17 protein-coding genes are annotated in these 18,187 nt (G+C 73.9%); 7 read left to right on the top strand and 10 right to left on the bottom strand.

The genetic code is table 11. The annotated features are described in order from the left end of the window. The first annotated feature begins 71 nt into the window (after nt 1-71). Complete coding sequence (locus ACZ6X9_RS02440) at nt 72-557, top strand: hypothetical protein (protein ID WP_469776049.1); 486 nt, start codon at nt 72-74, stop codon at nt 555-557. A gap of 206 nt (nt 558-763) precedes the next feature. Here ACZ6X9_RS02440 and ACZ6X9_RS02435 read toward each other — a convergent pair whose 3' ends face one another. The 4 genes from ACZ6X9_RS02435 to ACZ6X9_RS02420 form a co-directional block, all read right to left on the bottom strand. Next, complete coding sequence (locus ACZ6X9_RS02435; protein WP_436779956.1) at nt 764-1,675, bottom strand: RNA polymerase sigma factor SigF; 912 nt, start codon at nt 1,673-1,675, stop codon at nt 764-766. A gap of 16 nt (nt 1,676-1,691) precedes the next feature. Beyond that, complete coding sequence (locus ACZ6X9_RS02430) at nt 1,692-2,108, bottom strand: ATP-binding protein (protein ID WP_004937609.1); 417 nt, start codon at nt 2,106-2,108, stop codon at nt 1,692-1,694. Between the two features lie 198 nt (nt 2,109-2,306). Then, nucleotides 2,307-2,864 (bottom strand): GNAT family N-acetyltransferase, encoded by a 558-nt coding sequence (locus ACZ6X9_RS02425; protein ID WP_469776048.1) that lies wholly within the window; start codon nt 2,862-2,864, stop codon nt 2,307-2,309. 119 nt (nt 2,865-2,983) lie between these two features. Next, nucleotides 2,984-3,247: a UBP-type zinc finger domain-containing protein gene (locus tag ACZ6X9_RS02420; RefSeq protein ID WP_469776047.1), complete on the bottom strand. Its 264-nt coding sequence runs from the start codon at nt 3,245-3,247 to the stop codon at nt 2,984-2,986. Nucleotides 3,248-3,297: 50 nt separating this feature from the next. On the opposite strand from ACZ6X9_RS02420, the gene ACZ6X9_RS02415 reads away from it, so the two are divergent. After that, a complete protein-coding gene (locus ACZ6X9_RS02415; RefSeq protein WP_469776046.1) occupies nt 3,298-4,899 on the top strand; it encodes a Na+/H+ antiporter in 1,602 nt (533 codons plus the stop codon). 98 nt (nt 4,900-4,997) lie between these two features. Here the strand turns inward: ACZ6X9_RS02415 and ACZ6X9_RS02410 are convergent, their stop codons facing one another. Continuing rightward, nucleotides 4,998-5,969 (bottom strand): 1-aminocyclopropane-1-carboxylate deaminase/D-cysteine desulfhydrase, encoded by a 972-nt coding sequence (locus ACZ6X9_RS02410; RefSeq protein ID WP_469776045.1) that lies wholly within the window; start codon nt 5,967-5,969, stop codon nt 4,998-5,000. A 217-nt stretch (nt 5,970-6,186) separates the two neighbouring features. Between ACZ6X9_RS02410 and ACZ6X9_RS02405 the strand changes: the two genes are divergently transcribed. From ACZ6X9_RS02405 to ACZ6X9_RS02395, 3 genes are all read left to right on the top strand, one after another. Then, the gene (locus ACZ6X9_RS02405; protein ID WP_469776044.1) at nt 6,187-7,098 is read left to right on the top strand and encodes a glutaminase; all 912 of its coding nucleotides are present in this window, start codon (nt 6,187-6,189) and stop codon (nt 7,096-7,098) included. Between the two features lie 102 nt (nt 7,099-7,200). After that, nucleotides 7,201-7,425, top strand: coding sequence for a hypothetical protein (locus tag ACZ6X9_RS02400; RefSeq protein ID WP_469776043.1), 225 nt, complete (start codon nt 7,201-7,203; stop codon nt 7,423-7,425). After that, nucleotides 7,425-8,132, top strand: a complete 708-nt coding sequence (locus ACZ6X9_RS02395) for a helix-turn-helix domain-containing protein (RefSeq protein WP_469776042.1) — start codon at nt 7,425-7,427, stop codon at nt 8,130-8,132. Before ACZ6X9_RS02400 ends, ACZ6X9_RS02395 begins: the two co-directional genes overlap by 1 nt. 589 nt (nt 8,133-8,721) lie before the next feature. Here ACZ6X9_RS02395 and ACZ6X9_RS02390 read toward each other — a convergent pair. The 3 genes from ACZ6X9_RS02390 to tatA all read right to left on the bottom strand — a co-directional run bounded on the left by ACZ6X9_RS02390 (nt 8,722) and on the right by tatA (nt 11,524). Beyond that, nucleotides 8,722-9,660 (bottom strand): beta-ketoacyl-ACP synthase III, encoded by a 939-nt coding sequence (locus ACZ6X9_RS02390; protein ID WP_469776041.1) that lies wholly within the window; start codon nt 9,658-9,660, stop codon nt 8,722-8,724. Nucleotides 9,661-9,848: 188 nt separating this feature from the next. Next, complete coding sequence (locus ACZ6X9_RS02385; protein WP_469776040.1) at nt 9,849-11,225, bottom strand: alkaline phosphatase; 1,377 nt, start codon at nt 11,223-11,225, stop codon at nt 9,849-9,851. Between the two features lie 95 nt (nt 11,226-11,320). After that, nucleotides 11,321-11,524 (bottom strand): Sec-independent protein translocase subunit TatA, encoded by a 204-nt coding sequence (tatA, locus tag ACZ6X9_RS02380; RefSeq protein ID WP_469776039.1) that lies wholly within the window; start codon nt 11,522-11,524, stop codon nt 11,321-11,323. 244 nt (nt 11,525-11,768) lie between these two features. On the opposite strand from tatA, the gene ACZ6X9_RS02375 reads away from it, so the two are divergent. Then, nucleotides 11,769-13,256 (top strand): LCP family protein, encoded by a 1,488-nt coding sequence (locus ACZ6X9_RS02375; protein WP_469776038.1) that lies wholly within the window; start codon nt 11,769-11,771, stop codon nt 13,254-13,256. Nucleotides 13,257-13,367: 111 nt separating this feature from the next. Further along, on the top strand, nt 13,368-14,738 hold the full coding sequence (locus tag ACZ6X9_RS02370) for a hypothetical protein (RefSeq protein WP_469776037.1): 1,371 nt from the start codon (nt 13,368-13,370) through the stop codon (nt 14,736-14,738). 20 nt (nt 14,739-14,758) lie between these two features. On the opposite strand, the gene ACZ6X9_RS02365 is transcribed toward ACZ6X9_RS02370, so the two are convergent. Next, nucleotides 14,759-17,779, bottom strand: coding sequence for an HAD-IC family P-type ATPase (locus tag ACZ6X9_RS02365; protein WP_469776036.1), 3,021 nt, complete (start codon nt 17,777-17,779; stop codon nt 14,759-14,761). Continuing rightward, nucleotides 17,763-18,176 carry an ArsR/SmtB family transcription factor gene (locus tag ACZ6X9_RS02360; protein ID WP_469776035.1) on the bottom strand — a complete coding sequence of 138 codons (414 nt, stop codon included), beginning with the start codon at nt 18,174-18,176 and terminating at the stop codon, nt 17,763-17,765. The genes ACZ6X9_RS02365 and ACZ6X9_RS02360 overlap by 17 nt, the downstream gene beginning before the upstream one ends. Between the last annotated feature and the right edge of the window lie 11 nt (nt 18,177-18,187).

The raw sequence follows: 18,187 nt of genomic DNA, 5'->3' as shown, positions 1-18,187 counted from the left end.
GTCCCGCCCGTCCGCGTGCCGGATCGTCCGGGGCGCGACCGGTCGGAACGGGGCGGGGCTACCCTGCTGGGGTGAGCAGCAAGCAGTCCGCGCCGAAGTCCGCCCGTAAGAGCGCCGCCCCCGAGCGCGGCGGGAGCAAGGCACCCGACGTCCCGGAACCGGCCGGTCCGCGGCCCGCCCGGTTGACGGCCGCTGCCGCGCTGGCCGGTCTGGAGGGGCTGGCCCTACTGATCGGCGGGCTGTACATCCTGGTCATGGGGCTGCTGGGGAAGCCGGACAGCCCGCGGCAGGCGGTGACGGGTGGGGCGACCATGGTCGCGCTGGCCCTGTTGCCGCTGGCGGCGGCCCGCGGCCTGCTGCTGCGCCGTCGCTGGAGCCGGGGGCCGGCGCTCATCACCCAACTCGTGGCGTTCCCCGTGGCCTGGTCGCTGGTCAACGGGGGCGGCGCTTTGATCGCCGCGGGGGTGCTGCTGGCGCTCGCGGCCGTGGCCACCCTGGCGCTGCTGGTGAACCCGACGGCGACCGAGGCGCTGGGCATCGGCCCGCGGGAATCCTGAGCGAGTCCGCACCGCCCCGGACGCCCGGCCGGCGTACCGAGGGCCGGGGCGCCGACGCGTCCGGTGCGGGACGGCGGGCGTTCCGCACCGTGGACGGGCCGGGCCTCCTGTTCCCCACCTGATCCCGTCGGCCACGGGATCAGGTCCGCTCGGCTCGGCCCCGGCGCCCGCTCTCCCGGCGCCTGACCGTGGGACGGCCGCTCCGGTTACTCCTCGACGAGCAGGCGCTCGCGGAGCTGGGCGAGGGTGCGGGCGAGCAGCCGGGAGACGTGCATCTGGGAGATGCCGACCTCCTGGGCGATCTGCGACTGGGTCATGTTGCCGAAGAACCGCAGCAGAAGGATCTTCTTCTCGCGGGGCGGCAGATCCTCCAGCAGGGGCTTGAGGGACTCGCGGTACTCGACGCCCTCCAGGGCCTCGTCCTCCGCGCCGAGGGTGTCGGCGACGGCGGGCGACTCGTCGTCCGTGTCCGGCACGTCGAGGGAGAGGGTGCTGTACGCGTTGGCCGACTCCAGGCCCTCCAGTACCTCCTCCTCCGAGATGCCGAGGTGCTCGGCCAGCTCGTGGACCGTGGGCGCGCGCCCGTGCCGCTGGGAGAGCTCCGCGGTGGCGGTGGTCAGCGACAGCCGCAGCTCCTGGAGCCTGCGCGGGACCCGGACCGCCCATCCCTTGTCCCGGAAGTGCCGCTTGATCTCGCCGACGACCGTGGGCGTGGCGTAGGTGGAGAACTCCACCCCCCGGTCCGGATCGAAGCGGTCCACGGACTTGATCAGGCCGATGGTGGCGACCTGGGTCAGGTCGTCGAGCGGCTCGCCGCGGTTGCGGAACCGCCGCGCCAGGTGTTCCACCAGCGGCAGGTGCATCCGTACCAGGTGGTTGCGCAGCTCTGCCCGCTCCGGGGAGCCGTCGGGAAGCGACCGCAACCGGGTGAACAGGGCGCGCGCTCCGCTGCGATCCTGCGGCTGCCGCTGCTGTTCCTGCTGATCCATGTGGTCCGCCCGCTCCGGTCGGTCACTCGCCTCGTCCGGCTCCAGAGCCGCCGCGCTCCCCGGATGGTGCCGGACGGACTGATGCGGGATGGCCGGGGTGCGTACTTCCCGCGACGATGCAGTACTCACGGAGCCCCCTCTTCCGTCACGGCTGCCCGGGGCCGGCGCCGCGCTTCTTGTGCAGGCTGATGCTGACCGTGCGGTCGTCCGCGACGGTGGAGTCGACCTCGCCGGCCAGTGCGGAGAGCACCGTCCAGGCGAAGGTGTCGCGCTCGGGCGCGCGGCCGTCCGTGGTGGGTGCCGAGACCGTCACCCGGAGCGCGTCGCCGACGAGGCGGAAGACGCAGCTCAGTACGGAGCCGGGCACGGCCTGTTGCAGGAGGATCGCGCACGCCTCGTCGACGGCGATGCGGAGATCCTCGATTTCGTCGAGGGTGAAGTCCAGCCGGGCCGCGAGACCGGCTGTCGCCGTCCGCAGGACCGACAGGTAGGCACCCGCAGCGGGCAGCCGGACTTCAACGAAGTCCTGGGTCGCCCCGGACTCGCCTGCGATGGGGGACACCCTCACCTCCAAGGTGACACAAGCTTCTTGAGCTTTGACGGGCGTCGGCCGTGCACCCTCCGGGAGAGGATGACACAAGGCCGCCGCGGCACATTTCCGGCTGCGACGCTATCGCGATCTGGAGGTCCGCGCCGCAGGCCCACGACTGTCACTCATGGTAAACCCATGAGCACGGAAAGTGGCTAGGGGCTTGCGGTCTCAAATCGAAAGAGAAGTCGCCCTGTTGGGATTTTCGTCACTCTGCGCGAGTGCCGCAAGGGCGTGGAGCGGTTCACCCGATATCCGGTGCACCGTCCATTCGTCCATGGGCTCCGCGCCGAGCGACGCGTAGAAGCGGATCGACGGTTCGTTCCAGTCCAGTACTGACCATTCGAAACGCTGGTAGCCGCGCTCCACGCAGATCCGGGCGAGCTCGGCGAGCAGTGCCCGCCCGTGCCCACCGCCCCGCGCGGCGGGTCGCACGTAGAGATCCTCCAGATAAACACCGTGCGTACCCGTCCAGGTGGAGAAGTTGCGGAACCACAGCGCGAAACCCACCGGTTCCCCCGCCGGGACCGTGCTGCCCTCCGTAACCCCCGCTTCCGGTCCGTCACTCTCCGCTATGAGGGCGAAGACCGCGGGCTGCGGTCCGAAAAGTGCCTCGCGCAACTGCTCCTCGGTCGCCCGCGCGGAGTCCAGCGCCCGTTCGTACGCCGCGAGTTCGCGAATCATCGCGTGGAGCACGGGAACGTCGGCGGGCGTCGCGGATCGGATCATGCGTGCATGCTAGCGGGCGGCACCGACAGCGCCCCGGGCGCCGACCCGGCTCAGGGTTGGAAAGTCAGGGTTGCGTCGGGGTCGGATCAGGGGGACGTTCGAGCGTTCACCGGGGAGCATCAAGGCATCAGGCGCCGGTCGACGTAGCACCAGCGCCAGGACTCGCCCGGCTCGAAGCTGCGCATCACCGCGTGGCCGGTCTCCTCGAAATGGGCGGTGGCGTGCCGGTGCGGCGACGAGTCGCAGCACCCGACGTGCCCGCACGCCAGGCACAACCGGAGCTGGACGGGATGACTGCCGGCCGCCGCGCACTCGGGGCAGGTCTCGCTCAGCGGGACGGGTTCGGGGCGCGGCTGCTCGGCGCAGTGCGGACACTCGATCATGATGGCCAGGTTAGAAGGTGAGGGAACGGCATGGACATGGGTGGGGACCGATGGATGTGATGCCACTGCTGGTCCTGGTGGCCGGGAGCGCCGCCGTCGCGGGCGCCGCCCGCAGGACACCCGTGTCCGCGCCGCTGCTGCTGGTGGCGGCGGGGCTCGCCGTGTCGTACCTGCCGGGCGTGCCGGACTACACCCTCGAGCCGGACATCGTGCTGCCTCTGGTGCTGCCCCCGTTGCTGCACACCGCCGCGCTCGACAGTTCGTACCTCGATCTGCGGGCCAACGCCCGCCCGGTGGCGCTGCTGTCGGTCGGTTATGTGCTCTTCGCCGCGCTGGCCGTCGGATGTACCGCCTTTCTGCTGGTGCCGGGGCTGCCCTTGACGGCGGCGCTCGTCCTCGGAGCCGTCGTGGCCCCGCCCGACGCGGTCGCCGCCACCGCCATCGCCCGCCGGCTGGGCCTGCCGTCGCGCATCACCACCATCCTCCAGGGCGAGTCCCTGGTGAACGACGCGACCGCCATCACCGCGTACAAGGTGGCGCTGGCCGCCGCGGTCGGCGAGGGCGCCACCTGGGCGGGCGGCGTACGGGAGTTCGCGGTGGCGGCGCTGGGCGGCGTGGGGGTCGGCCTGGTCCTCATGGTGCCGCTGCACTGGCTGCGCAAGCGGCTGCGCGACCCGCTCCTGCAGAACACCCTCTCCCTCCTCATCCCCTTCGCCGCCTACACCGCCGCCGAGCAGGTGGAGGCGTCCGGCGTGCTCGCGGTCGTGGTCGTCGGCCTCTACCTCGGACACCGCTCCTGGCAGGTGGACTTCGCCACCCGGCTCCAGGAGGCGGCCGTGTGGAAAATGGTCGCTTTCGTCCTGGAGTCCGCCGTCTTCGCCCTGATCGGTCTTCAACTGCGGGTCGTCGTGGGCGGACTGGGGGAATACGGGACGGGCGAGGCCGCCTGGTACGCCCTCGTCGTCTTCCTCGCCGTGGTCGTCGCCCGCTTCCTCTGGGTCTATCCCGCCACCTTCCTGCCCCGGTGGCTGTCCGCGCGGATCCGTGAACGGGAACGGGAGACCACCGCGCGCGGCGCCTTCGTCGTGAGCTGGGCCGGAATGCGCGGGGTCGTCTCGCTGGCCATCGCCTTCTCGATCCCGGTCACCACCCACGACGGGAGCGCCTTCCCGGCGCGCAACCTGGTGCTGTTCCTCACCTTCACGACCGTGATCGGCACCCTCGTCGTCCAGGGCCTCACCCTGCCCCCGCTGATCCGCCTGCTCCGGCTGCCGGGCCCCGACCCCCGGACCGCGACCCTCGCCGAGGCGCAGGCCCAGAGCGAGGCGTCCACCGCCGCGGAGCGCAGACTCGACGAACTCCTCGCCGACGACCGCAACACCCTGCCCCAGCCGCTCGCCGACCGGCTGCGCGCCGTGCTGGAGCGCCGCCGCAACGCGGTGTGGGAGCGGCTCGGCGCGGTGCACGAGACCACCGGGGAGTCGGCCGACGACACCTACCGGCGGCTGACCCGGGAGGTCATCGAAGCCGAGCGGGAGGTCTTCGTGGCCCTGCGCGACGCGCGGCGGATCGACGACGAGATGTTGCGGACGCTGTTGCGGCGGCTTGACCTGGAGGAGGCCGCGGCGTACCGGGAGGAGGCGGCGGAATGAACGCACGACGGCCCGGGCGGCCCGGGGCTCCCGGCCGCGGACGACGCGCGGATGGTTCGCGCGCGAGCCGCCTCCGGCGCCGGCTCCTAAGCCGACTCCTAAGCCGGTTCCGACGCCGGACCGGGTTCCGAATCGGGTTCCGGATCGGGGCCGCCGGTGACGACGGCGGCGACCGTGGTGCCCGGAGGGAAAGCCCCCTCCTCGGCAAGTGTCGTCAGGCCGTACAGCGCCTTGGCCACGTACAGCCTTTCCGGCGGCAGGCCGTGCCGCGCGGCGAAGTCGTCCGCGAAGTCGTCCAGCTCAGGGGTGGTGCGGGCGTAACCACCGCCGTGGAAGCGGTCGTCCAGCGACCAGTCGCCCCGGCGGCCGCCGAACGCCGCGGTCTGCAGCCGCTCGACCTCGGCGCCCAGGAAACCACCCTTGAGCACCGGGAAGCCCAGGGCGCGCGTCCCCTCCCCGAGCCCTGCGGCCAGCCCGGCGAGCGTTCCGCCCGTGCCGCAGGCGACGGCGGCGACGTCCCCCGGCCCGAGGACGGCGCGCAGCTCGCGGCCGAGCGCCGCGCAACCGTGGACGGCGGCCGCGTTGCTGCCGCCTTCGGGAACGACGTGGCAGCCGTCCGCCCCGAGCGCGGCCAGCACGTCCGGCTCGGTCTTGCGCCGGTAGGTGGCCCGGTCGACGAAGCGCAGCCGCATGCCGTCCGCCGCGCAGCGGGCCAGCGACCAGTTCAGCGGCCGGTCCGCGAGTTCGTCGCCGCGGACGACGCCGATGGTGGCGAAGCCGAGGAGGCGGCCCGCGGCGGCGGTGGCGCGCAGATGGTTGGAGTAGGCGCCGCCGAAGGTGAGCAGCGTGGTGCGGCCGGCGGCCGCGGCGGCCCGCAGGTTGGGCTCCAGCTTGCGCCACTTGTTGCCGGGCAGCCGGGGATGTATCAGGTCGTCCCGCTTCAGCAGCAGCCGTACGCCGCGGCGGCCGAACCGCTCGTCGGCCAGCTCGACGACGGGGGACGGCAGCCTGGGGCGCAGGGCCGCGAGGTCCAGGGGCGCGGCGGAGGCGAGGTGGGACGGGCCGGTCACCCGTCCATTGTCGGTGAGATCCGCTGGTGCGCCCGCGAGGGGGGACCGGGGTGTGCCGTGGAGGCCGGCCGGGTGGCGCACGCCCTGTCGCATACGCCTGAATGGCCCTGTTGTACCGAAAAGTTCGCAGGTTATCGGGGTGTTCGGATATCGTGCGAGCCGATTCGGCCGCAGGCCGGACGTCGCACGTCGGTACGGAGACAGAAAGCGCACGCCAGTGGACTACCAGGCCGTCCTCGAAGAGGTAGCCGCGTTCGCGCGCCCGCTGGTGGGCCGCGGCCAGGCGGCGCAGTACATCCCGGCCCTGGCGGGGGTGGACACCGGGCAGTTCGGGATGGCGGTCGCCGATGTCACCGGTGGTGTCCACGGGGTGGGGGACTGGGAGCGGCCGTTCTCCGTGCAGTCGATCTCCAAGGCCTTCGGGCTGGCGCTCGTCCTGGCCGAGGGCGGCGACAAGATCTGGGAGCGGGTCGGGACGGAACCGTCCGGGAACGCCTTCAACTCCCTGGTGCAGCTCGAACACGAGAACGGCATCCCGCGCAATCCGTTCATCAACGCGGGTGCGCTGGTCGTCACCGACCGGCTGCAGACGCTGACCGGGGACGCCAGCACCACGATGCTGGAGTTCCTGCGGGCCGAGAGCGGGAACCCGGAGGTGTCCTTCGACCCCGCCGTGGCGAAGTCGGAGTCCGAGCACGGCGACCGGAACGCGGCCCTCGCCCACTTCATGGCCAGCTACGACAACCTCGACAACCCGGTGCCCACGGTCCTGGAGCACTACTTCTGGCAGTGCTCCATCGAGATGAGCTGCCGGGACCTGGCCCTGGCGAGCGGCTTCCTGGCCCGCCACGGGCTGCGTGCCGACGGCACCCGGCTGCTGCCGCGCCGGGAGGCGAAGCAGATCAACGCCGTGATGCTGACCTGCGGCACCTACGACGCGGCCGGCGATTTCGCCTACCGGGTCGGTCTGCCGGGCAAGAGTGGGGTGGGCGGCGGCATCATCGCCGTCATACCCGGGCGCTGCACGCTCTGCGTCTGGAGCCCGGGGCTGGACGCGCGCGGGAACTCGGTGGCGGGCGTCGCCGCGCTGGACCACTTCACCACGCTGACGGGCTGGTCGGTGTTCTGAGGTCGGCTCCCGGTGCCGGTGCCGGTGCGGTTGCCGTGGCCGGTGGCGGCCCCCGGGGGCCCGGCGCATCGTGGAGCACGGGGAGAACCAGGAGGAGGCCGTATGGAACATGAGTTGCGCGCCGAATACGCGGACGGCAGCTCTCCGGACGACGACGACCCCGCGGTCAAGACGTGGCACGTGGTCCGTGAGGGCGACGGCACGACCGGGATGTGCGGCCGGGAGCTCGACCCGGGCGCGGCCGCCCGCTCCGTCGACCTCTGGGGCACCGGCAAGGTTCCCATCTGCCACTCCTGTGGAGCCCTCTACCTGCGGGAATCGCCCTAGTGACGGACCTGTCGGCGGGGTACCTGGAGCGGCCCTCGCGACGTCTTCCCGGGGCGGTCGTGTGGACCCGGACGGATGTGTCCGCCGATCCCGTGCGGGTCGTCCCGGACGGCTGCATGGATCTGATCGCGGTCGGCGGGCGGCTGGTCGTGGCGGGCCCGGACACCCGGGCGCATCTCGTCGAGGCGGTACCGGGGGCCGTGTACACCGGGGTGCGCTTCCTGCCCGGCACCGGCGCGGCCCTGCTGGGGGTGCGGGCGCACGAGCTCCGCGACCGGCGGGTGCCGCTGGACGACCTGTGGCCCGGCCGCCGGGCGCGGCTCGCCGCCCGGCGGGTGGCGGAGGCGCCGCTGCCCGGGCGCGCCCTGGAAGATGTCGTCGGCGGTGCCGCGGGCCCGGACACGTACGACCCCGTGGCGGCCGCCGTCCTGGCGTCCGCCCGGCGCGGCGAACCGGTGTCCCTGTCGGCCGCCCGGCTGGGCCTCGGTGAACGGCAGTTGCACCGGCGCTCCCTCCACGCCTTCGGATACGGGCCGAAGACGCTCGCCCGGGTGCTGCGGGCGAACCGGGCACTGGAGCTGGCCCGGACCGGCGTCCGCTTCGCCGACGTGGCCGCCACGTGCGGTTACGCCGACCAGGCCCATCTGGCGCGCGAGGTGCGGCGGCTGACCGGGACGACGCTGGGCGAGCTGGTGCGCGGGCGGTGACCTCGCGCCGTCCGTCGGCGTCCGGCAACGGTGATCCGCGCCGGATGACGGCCGGCCGGCGGCGGCCGGCGCGCCGAAGCCGCAGGGGCCTCCAGAGCGGCGAACAGGTCCACCGCGTTGCCGCCCGGGTCCGGCACGATCGCGTACCGCTGTCCCCAGACCGCGTCCCACGGCGCTTGGTGCCCGGTGACCCGGCCTTCGTCAGCTCGGCCCGGACGGCGTCCACCCCGTCGGGGCCGTGGCACGCGAACCCCATGGTGACGCGGCCGGGGCCGGTGGACAGACGGGTGCCGGGGGTGAAGGAGCGGTAGGCCGCGTCGGTGTCCCACAGCAGCCGCAGGCCGTTCGGCAGCACGGCTCGACGTGCGGCAGGTCGTCCGCCTCCGCCGGGACGTCCAGGCCGAGGCGGCGGGAGAAGACGAGGGAGGAGGCCATGTCGGCGACGACGAGGCCGGTGCAGTCGAAACGAGGTGCCGAAGGGGGGGAGTCACAGGAGGTGTCGTGCGAGCGCCGTTGGCAGGGGCCGCGGGGCCGGTCTTGAACGGGTCGGACACCCTCGGAGGGCCGCCCTCCCGCGCTGTTCCCCCGGTCACGGGCAGCGGATGACCTGGCCCGCGTACGAGAGGTTGCCGCCGAAACCGAACAGGAGCACCGGCGCGCCGGACGGGACGGCGCCGCGTTCGACGAGCTTGGAGAGAGCGAGCGGGATGCTCGCGGCCGAGGTGTTGCCGGACTCGGTGACGTCCGTGGCGATCACCGCGTTGACGGCGCCGATGCGGCGGGCGACGGGTTCGATGATCCGCAGGTTCGCCTGGTGCAGGACGACCGCCGCCAGCTCCTCCGGGGCGACGCCGGCGCGTTCGCAGACCGACCGGGCGATCGGCGGGAGCTGGGTGGTGGCCCACCGGTAGACGGACTGGCCTTCCTGGGCGAACCGGGAGGGGGTGCCCTCGATGCGCACGGCGTGCCCCATGTTCGGGACGGAGCCCCAGACCACCGGGCCGATGCCGGGCTCCTCCGCGGCGGAGACCACCGCGGCGCCCGCGCCGTCGCCGACGAGGACGCACGTCGAGCGGTCGGTCCAGTCCACCACGTCCGTGAACTTCTCCACGCCGACGACCAGGGCGTTCGTCGCCGCGCCGGCGCGGATGGCGTGGTCGGCGGAGGCCAGGGCGTGGGTGAAGCCCGAGCAGACGACGTTGACGTCCATCACGGCGGGGGAGGCGAGCCCCAGCCGGGCGGCGACGCGGGCGGCCGTGTTCGGGCTGCGGTCGACGGCGGTGCAGGTGGCGACGAGGACGAGATCGATGTCGGTCGCGGCGAGACCGCTCGCGGCGAGGGCCTTGGCCGCGGCCTCGGCGGCCATCGCGTCCACGGTCTCGTCGGGTGCGGCGACGCGCCGGGTGTGGATGCCGACGCGGGAGCTGATCCACTCGTCGCTGGTGTCCACCATCGCCGCCAGCTCGTCGTTGGTGAGCACCTTGGCGGGCTGATAGTGACCGAGGGCGATGACGCGCGACCCGGACATCGGTGGTTCCTCCTGCGGGCGAATGATCCGAACCCCCAGTGTTGACCGCGCCCGGCGCCGGAGCGATGAGCAATCCACCAACGTTCCGGCGGGATAACTGGCATAACCCACAGGAGGGCCCGTGGGGCCCGGCCGGCCGGAGGGATCCGGCGACCGGGCCCCACGGGCCCGGGGCGGCGGGTTCCGCGTCAGCGGAGGGAGAGCGCCGTCCGGAGAGTGGTGAAGAGCTGGGTCTGGTCGGTCACGCCCAGGACACGCTCGGCCCGCGGACCCTGGGCCGCGATGCGGACCTGGGTGCCGGTGTGCTCCTGGGACTTGCCCGGGGTGTTGGTCGAGTAGTTGACCTTGATCTGCTGACCCTCGTTGGTGACCAGCGTCGAGGACAGTCCGGGCGGGGCGGCCTCCAGCGGCACGATCTGGCTGGTGTGCCCGTGGTCGGCGGTGGTGACGACCAGGGTGTCGGGGTGCTCGGCCGCGTAGGCGCGGGCGACCTTCACCGCGCGGTCCAGCGCGGCCGTCTCGCCGATCTGGCCGCACGGGTCGGCCGAGTGGTCCCGCTTGTCGATCGAGGCGCCCTCGACCTGCAGGAAGAAGCCCTTCTTGCCGCGCTGCCCCTGCTCCAGCAACTGGAGCGCCTTCTTGGTCTGCTCCTCCAGGCTGGGCGTGCCGGCCGTGCGCTCCGGGTTGTTCGTCACGCAGCGCTGCGGTGCGGTGCCGCCCTGGGCGGCGGCCTTGCCGGTCCACTCGACGGGGACGTTGCCCGGGGCGAACAGGCCGAGCACCGGCTTGCCGGACCGCGCCTTGCCGAGCGCCTTGGCGTCGGTGACCACCTGGTAGCCGAGCTTCCGCGCCTGCTCGGTGACGGTCAGCCCCTGGTAGCGGCCCTCGGTGATCTTCTGGTCGAAGCGCTGCTTGCCGCCGCCGAGGAGGACGTCGACCTTGTGGTTGACGCTCTGCTCGGCGATCGAGCCGGGGCCGCCCTTGGCGATCCGGTCGCTCGGGCACTCCTTCATGTCGGCCGGGCCCTGGCAGCTCCGGTCGGTGGCGTGCGAGGCGAGGACGGCCGGGGTGGCGTCGGTGAGCTCGGCGGTGGTGACGCTGCCGGTGGCGAGCCCGTTGCGCTGGGCCAGCTCCAGGATCGTGGTCATCGGCTTGTCGGTGCCGGGTGTCTTGGATATCCGGCCGTTGACGGTCTTGTGGCCGGTCGCCCAGCCGGTGCCGCTCGCCGCCGAGTCGGTGACGTAGTCCGGCTTGCCGTTCTTGTCCACGGAGTAGGTGGTGTAGGCGCCGGTCATCGGGAACTTGTCCATGTTCAGCCGGCCCGCCGCGCCCACCGTGTAGTCCCGGGCGAGGGTGATCTCGGAGTCGCCCATGCCGTCGCCGATGAGCAGGATGACGTTCTTGGCCTTCTTCGGACCGTGGGCCTGGGCGGCGACGGCCGACTCGGCCGCCCGGTCCGTGCGACCGCCGTCGGAGACGGAAGCCGCGGCCGGCACCGCGACACCGGCGACGAGCAGTGCGGCGGCGCCCCAGGCGAGACGACGCCCGTACGGACGAGAACCCATGGTGTTTTCCTTCCTCGTGGGCCGGCGGTGTGCCCGGCCGGAGGAAGCTCACCAAGCGAGGGTGTACGGCAGCGCAATACGAGGTGACATCGAGGTCAGCGGGAGCTTTCGACCGTGGTGGGAGAGGTGGCGGCCGTGGGGGCCGGGTCCTCCTTCATGGCCCTGGCCTCGCTCTTGAGGATGCGCGCCGACTTGCCGAGGGCGCGCGCCATGTCGGGCAGTTTCTTCGATCCGAAGAGCACGACGAGGACGAGCACGACGATGATGAGGTGCCAGGGTTCGAGGGCGTTGCGCAGCACGGCGGCCACCTGCTTTCTCTGCGGTCCCGGTGGCGGGACGTGGTCGTGGGATGTGCGGCCGGCTCGCCCTACTTTACTTGCGCTATTGCGCAATCGGGCAACCGGGGGTGACTCCCGTCCGTCTCTGGGGATGAACCTGTCGGGACGCGTCCGTTCGGGATGCCGGCGAGTCTCCGGGGGATACGCCTCCGGGGTCGAGGCGCGCATGGGGTCGAGGCACGCATGGGGCTGAGGGGGCTCGGGGATGAGCGGAGGGGGCGGCCGGAAGTTCGGCGGCGCGTCGCTGGTGCTGCTGATACTGCTGGTGGCCGCGGCCGGCTGGACGTACCTGCGGCTCGACGGCAACCTCGGCGTCTTCGACGCGGACGGCATCGCCCGGGACCGTCCCCCCGGCTCCGCCGCCGGCGACAACGTCCTCGTCATCGGCTCCGACTCGCGCGCCGGCGGCAACCGGGAGCTCGGTGGCGGTACCGGCCGCACCGGCCGCTCGGACACCGCCTTCCTGCTGCACGTCTACGGAGACGGGGAGCGGGCCGCCGTCGTCTCCATCCCCCGTGACACGCTCGTCGAGATCCCGCCCTGCCGGCTCCCCGACGGCAGTTGGACGGCCGCCCGGAGCGAAGCCATGTTCAACTCGGCCTTCTCGGTCGGCGGCACGCCCGAGGGCAACCCCGCCTGCACGCAGAACACCGTCGAACGGCTGACCGGGCTGCGGGTGGACCACACCGTCGTCGTCGACTTCGCCGGTTTCGCGGCGCTGACCGACGCCGTGGGCGGCGTCGAGGTGTGCATGCCCCAGGACGTCTACGAGGGCGACCTCGACCCGAACCGCGGCAGCCGCGGCGACCTGCTCTTCAAGAAGGGGCGGCAGAGCGTGTCCGGCCGGAAGGCCCTGGACTACGTGCGGGTGCGGCACGGTATCGGCGACGGCTCCGACATCGGCCGCATCCGCCGCCAGCAGGCGTTCGTCGCCGCCCTGGTCGAGAAGGTGCGGTCCCGGGGGCTCGCGCCCGCGACGCTGCTGCCGCTGGCCGACGCGGCGACGAAGTCCCTCACCGTCGACCCGGGGCTGGGCTCGGTGGACAAGCTCGTGTCCTTTGCCCGGTCGCTCAAGGACATCGGCCGGGACGACATCACGTTCGTCACCATGCCCTGGCGGTACGCGGGCGACCGGGTGGCGGTCGTCCGGCCGGAGGCGGACGCCCTGTGGGCGGCGCTGCGGGAGGACCGCGCGGTGCGGGGTGATGGCGCTGCCGGAAGGGGCGGGAAGAGTGGCGGGGGTGGCGCGGGGGACGGGCGTGGCGCGGTGTCGGGGGCCGGCGTCCGCGTCTCCGTCGTCGACGCCACCCACGAGAAGGGACCGGCCGCCCGCGCCGCCGATCTCCTCCGGCGGCACGGCTACACGGTGACCGGCACCCGCACGGCCGAGGGCGGTGACGCGGGCACGACGGTGATCGAGTTCGGCCCGGGACAGGCGGGGCGGGCCCGCACCCTGGCCCGGCTCTTCCCCGGCGCCTTCGTGCGAGGCACCGCCGACTCCGGCATCTCCCTCATTCTCGGCCGGGACTACGGCACGTCGGCGGCGGACGGAGCGGAGCGGCCGGAGGGCGCGGCGCCGGACGGAACGGCGAGCGGGAAGGCGGCCGGGAAGGCGAGCGGGAAAGGCGCCGTCGACGCTTCCGTCGCGAGAGCGGCGGAGGGAAACCCCTGCCCCGATCTGTCCTACGGGTGAGATGAGGGTGCGAGGGGAACCGGGTGACTGAATAGTCCGTTGTTTCAGAGAACGCAGAGTAAGTTCGGAATTCCGATGGAAGTTCCTTCCGCCTCTCCGAGGAGCACCACCATGCCCGCCACTCCCAGGGTTCCGTCCCGGCCCCTGCCGGCCCTCTTCGCGGGGCTCGTCGCGGCTCTGCTGCTGGTGGCCGGCGGTGCGATGGCCGCCCCGCCCGCCCACGCCGCCACCGGCTTGAACGAGGCGGCCGACGCGCTGAAGAAGAGCCCCGTCTACGTCGACCCCCGGGCGTCCTCCCAGCTCTCGTCGTCCGACGCGGACGCCCTGGCCAAGAAGATCAAGGACGCGGGCAAGCCGGTGTTCGTCGCCGTGCTCCCGAACGCGCCGGAGTTCCCCCAGCGGACCGTCCTCAAGGACCTGCGCGAGAAGGTCGGCGTCAGCGGCGTCTACGCCATCCGGCTCGGCGACAAGTTCAACGCGGGCGCCGACCGCCGGGTGATGTCCAATAACGCTGTCGCCAATCTGCGCGATTCCGTCCGCCGCAACGACGACGCCAACGCGAGCACCGAGCTCAACGCGTTCGTCGACGGGGCGATCAAGACCGCCCGGGGGCACGCCCCCGACTCGTGGGGCGGTTCCGGATCCGGGGGCGGGTCCACCGGGCTGATCGTCGGCGGCGCGGTCGTCGTCGCGGGCGCGGGCGGGGCCTACGCGCTCTACCGGCGAGGGAAGAAGAAGCGCGAGCAGCGCGAACGCGCCGAGCTGGACGCCCTGCGCGTCGTCGTCGACGAGGACATCACCGCGTTCGGCGAGGAACTCGACCGGCTCGACTTCTCGCCGTCGGAGGCCGGGGCCACGGACGCCATGCGGCACGACTACGAACAGGCCCTCGACGCGTACGAGGAGGCCAAGCGGCGGATCGCGGCGGCGACCAGGCCCCAGGAGGTCACGGCCGTGACCGAGGCCCTGGACAACGGCCGGTTCGCCCTGGCCACCCTCGCCGCCCGCCGCGCCGGAGCACCGCTGCCCGAGCGCCGGCTGCCCTGCTTCTTCGACCCGCGCCACGGGCCGTCCGTCGAGGACGTCCAGTGGGCGCCCCCGGGCGGCGCGCCGCGCACCGTCCCCGCCTGCCGGGCCGACGCCACGCGCATCGCCGACGGCGAGGACCCCGTGTCCCGCACGGTCCAGACGGCCCAGGGCCCCCAGCCGTACTGGAACGCGGGCCCCGCCTACGCGCCGTGGGCGGGAGGCTACTTCGGCGGCGGCATCCTGCCCGGCCTCCTGATGGGCACCATGCTCGGCAGCATGCTCACCGGCCCCGCCTACGCCTCCGACTTCGGCGGCGTCCCGACCGACACCGGCCCCGAAGGGGGCGACTTCTCCGGCAGCGACTTCGACTCCGGTGACTTCGGGGGCGGCTGGGGTGACGGCGGGGGATTCGGCGGCGGAGACGGTGGTGGGTTCGGGGGCGGGGACTGGTGACGCTCTGAAGAGGGGGCCGGTCAGGCGGCCGGTGACCCGCCACCTTGAGCGGCTCCGGCTTCGGACCCTTCGGGCGGGGCGTGACCGTCGGTGGCCGCGACGCCCCGCGCGTACCGGTTCCGGGCGGCGGTGAGGGCGACGCCGTACGCGGTCAGGACGGTCGCGAGGAGGAGGTACGTGAGGGGCGGCAGACCGGTCATGGAGAGCGGGGGGCCCAGGGGGGAGAGGGGGAGGAGGAGGCCGACGACGGCCAGCGCGGTGGTGGCCGACGGGATGGGACCGGGTGACCGGCCTTCCGCCAGGTGGCGGCCGGAGCGCAGGAGGAGCATCACCATCGCCTGGGTCAGCAGGTTCTCCGTGAACCACCCGGCGTGGAAGGCCTCCTGACCGCCGTCGTCCCCCAGCGTCCGGACCGCGAAGGCCAGGACGGCGAACGTGGCGAGGTCGGCCGCGGCGTTGAGGAGGCCGAAGGCCGTGACGAAACGCAGCAGGTCACGGGGGCGGAGCCGGGCCGGCCTGCGCAGCGCCGCCGGGTCAGGGCGGTCGAAGGCCAGGGCGAGCTGGGCGGCGTCGAAGCAGAGGTTCTGCACCAGCACCTGGGCGGGGAGCATCGGCAGGAACGGCAGGAGCAGCCCGGCCGCCAGCATGGCGATGACGTTCCCGAAGTTCGACGAGAGGGTGATCCGCAGGTACGCGGCGATGTTGCCGGTGCTGCGCCGGCCCGCGGTCACCGCCCGGTCGAGGGCGGTGAGGTCCTTCGAGGCCAGGACGACGTCCGCCGCCTCGCGCGCGACGTCGACGCCCGCGCGGGGACAGACGCCGACGTCGGCGGCGTGCAGGGCGGCCAGGTCGTTGACGCCGTCGCCCAGGAAACCGGTGGTGCGGCCGTTCGCGCGCAGGGCGCGGACGATACGGGCCTTGTGCTCCGGGGAGCAGCGCGCGAAGACGGTCGTACGGTCGGCGAGCCGCGCCAGGTCCGCGTCCGTGAGGCCGTCGACGCGGTCGGCGGTCACCACCTCGCCCGGGTCCAGGCCGAGGTCGCGGCAGACGCGGGCGGCCGTGCCCGGGTGGTCGCCGGTGAGAACCCGGACGGTGATGCCCCGGTCCGCGAGCACGGCCAGCGCCTCCGCGGCGGTGGGGGCGAGGGCGTCGCGCAGGGCGACGAAGCCGGTGAACTCCAGGCCGCGCTCGTCGTCGGGCCCGTAGGGCCGGGAGCGCGACGGCCGTTCGGCGTGGGCCACGGCGAGCACCCGCAGCCCGTCCGCCGCGAGGTCCGCCGCCCGCCGCGACAGGCGTTCGCGCTCGGCCGGCACGAGGGCGCAGCGCTCCAGGACGTCCTCCGGAGCGCCCTTGACCACGAGGACGTGGACCCCCGCGAGGCCGAACCGGGGGTCGCCGGCGCGCCGGACGACGGCGGTGGACAGGGGGCGCCCGGGAGCGCAGGGGAGCGCGGCGATCCCCTCGTACTCCTCCTCGGCGGCCAGGAGGGCGTCGTCCCCCGCCGCGTCGAGCAGGGCCTCGTCCAGGGCGTCGGGCACCGGGAGTTCCGCGAGGTGCAGCGTCCACAAGGCGTTGACCGCCGCCCGGCGCAGCACCTCCTCGCCGTCCCGCCCGTGCGCGTCCTCGGCGTGGTGGAAGACGGGCCGGTCCTGGGTGAGGGTGCCCGTCTTGTCGACGCACAGCACGTCGACGGCGCCCAGGTCGTGCAGTGCGGGGAGGCGGCGCACGATCACCTCGCCGCCGCGCGCGAGACCGGCGGCGCCGCGTGCCAGTGCCGCCGTCACGACGACGGGCAGCATCTCGGGCGTCAGCCCGACCGCCACCGCCACGGCGAACGGCAGCGTCTCCATCCCGCGCCCGCGCAGCAGCGCGCCCGTGACCAGCACCAGGGGCGCGGTCAGCAGCATGAACCGGACCAGCGTCCACGCGATGCCGTTGACGGACCGGTCGAACGGGCTGACCAGGCGCCCGCCGCTCCCGCCCGCCGCGCCGGGGAACGCCCCGGAGAGACGGGTCGCCCCTCCGGTCGCGACGACGACGGCGGTGGCGGTGCCGGAGAGGACGCTGCTGCCCTGGAAGCAGAGGTGGGCGGGGTCCGGGGCGCCGCGCGGCCGATCGCCGCCGTCCTGTCCGTTCTCCCGACCGCTCCCGGGGCGGCCGTCCGCGGGCGCGGGCCGGGCCGCCGTGCGGTGGACCGCCGGTTCGCCGCCGCCCGCCTGGGGCTGCCCTCCGGCCGGTACGAGCGTGAGGCGGCGGACCGGCGACGGAGTCGCCCGGCGTCCGCCGGCCGTGCCGTCCCGGTCGTCCTCGGGGTCGGGAGCGGTGCGCGGGGGCGTGGAGGCCGCCGCCGGTGTGCGGCCGGGGTGGTGGGCCGGGCCGGCGGGACCGGCCGTCCGGCGGCCGTCGGCGGCCCTGCCGGCGGGGTCGGCGGAGGTGGCGGTGGTGGTTGCGGTGGCGGTTGCGGCGCCCGCTGCCAGGGCCGGGGCCCGCTTCTCCATCGGCGCCGACTCGCCCGTCAGGACGGCTTCGTGGACGGTCAGGCCGGTCGTGCGGAGCAGGCGCAGGTCGGCCGGGACGAGGTCGCCGGGGGAGAGGAGGACGACGTCCCCGGGGACCAGCTCGCCGACGGGCAGCTCCCGGTGGACCGGGGGCGCGTCGTCCGCGGGGCGGCGGCGGACCGTGGCGGTGGCGGGGACGAGGTCGCGCAACGCCGCCGCCGCGCGTTCCGCGCGGTGCTCGCCGGCGGTCCGCAGAGCGCAGCTCACCGTCACGAGAACGCCGATCACGCAGGCGGTGCCCCAGGAGGCGACCGCGGCGGAGACCAGGCCGAGGCAGAGGAGGACGGCGGTGAACGGGTCGCGCAGGCCGCGCGCGAACCGCCGGACGGGCCCGGGCGGGCGGCGGCCGGGGAAGACGTTCTCGCCGGCGTCGGCCAGCCGGCGGGCGGCCTCGTCCTCGGTCAGTCCGCGCGGGCCGCTGCCCAGCTCCCGCAGTACGTGAAGGGTGGAGCCGGCCTGGCCGGCCTCAGGCGCCCAGGCCACGGAGGCGTCCGGAACCGGCGCCGGACCGCGACCGGGACGCGGCGTCGGCCCGGCGGTCGGAGAGCTGGTCGACCATGAGACGGACGATGGTCACCACGTGCGGGTCGTCCACCAGGTAGACCACCCGGCGGCCCTCGCGCCGCGACCGCACCAGCCCGGCGAGCTTGAGCTTCGCGAGGTGCTGGCTGATGGCGGGCAGCGCGCCGCCGACCCGTTCGGCCAGCCCGGTCACGTCGCTCTCGCCCTGGGCGAGGGCCCAGACGAGGTGCAGCCGGGCGGGGGAGGCCAGCAGCCCGAACGCGGCGGCGGCCTCGCTCAGCACGTCCGCCGACGGGTCGGCGGCGCTCCGTTCGACGGCCCCCTCGGGGCTCCCGAATCCGCCGACGCCTGCCGTCACTGTCGCTCTCC

This window comes from Streptomyces sp. NPDC052910, from assembly GCF_055585605.1.
The sequence above is the reverse complement of the archived record's forward strand: the minus strand, read 5'-3'. Positions and strand labels throughout refer to the sequence as shown.

Bases quoted from the DNA above. Each gene is read 5' to 3' on its own strand.
- ACZ6X9_RS02425 (WP_469776048.1), bottom strand. From the start codon at position 2,864: ATGATCCGATCCGCGACGCCCGCCGACGTTCCCGTGCTCCACGCGATG.
- ACZ6X9_RS02420 (WP_469776047.1), bottom strand. From the start codon at position 3,247: ATGATCGAGTGTCCGCACTGCGCCGAGCAGCCGCGCCCCGAACCCGTC.
- ACZ6X9_RS02415 (WP_469776046.1), top strand. From the start codon at position 3,298: ATGGATGTGATGCCACTGCTGGTCCTGGTGGCCGGGAGCGCCGCCGTC.
- ACZ6X9_RS02400 (WP_469776043.1), top strand. From the start codon at position 7,201: ATGGAACATGAGTTGCGCGCCGAATACGCGGACGGCAGCTCTCCGGAC.
- ACZ6X9_RS02390 (WP_469776041.1), bottom strand. From the start codon at position 9,660: ATGTCCGGGTCGCGCGTCATCGCCCTCGGTCACTATCAGCCCGCCAAG.
- ACZ6X9_RS02385 (WP_469776040.1), bottom strand. From the start codon at position 11,225: ATGGGTTCTCGTCCGTACGGGCGTCGTCTCGCCTGGGGCGCCGCCGCA.
- ACZ6X9_RS02375 (WP_469776038.1), top strand. From the start codon at position 11,769: ATGAGCGGAGGGGGCGGCCGGAAGTTCGGCGGCGCGTCGCTGGTGCTG.
- ACZ6X9_RS02370 (WP_469776037.1), top strand. From the start codon at position 13,368: ATGCCCGCCACTCCCAGGGTTCCGTCCCGGCCCCTGCCGGCCCTCTTC.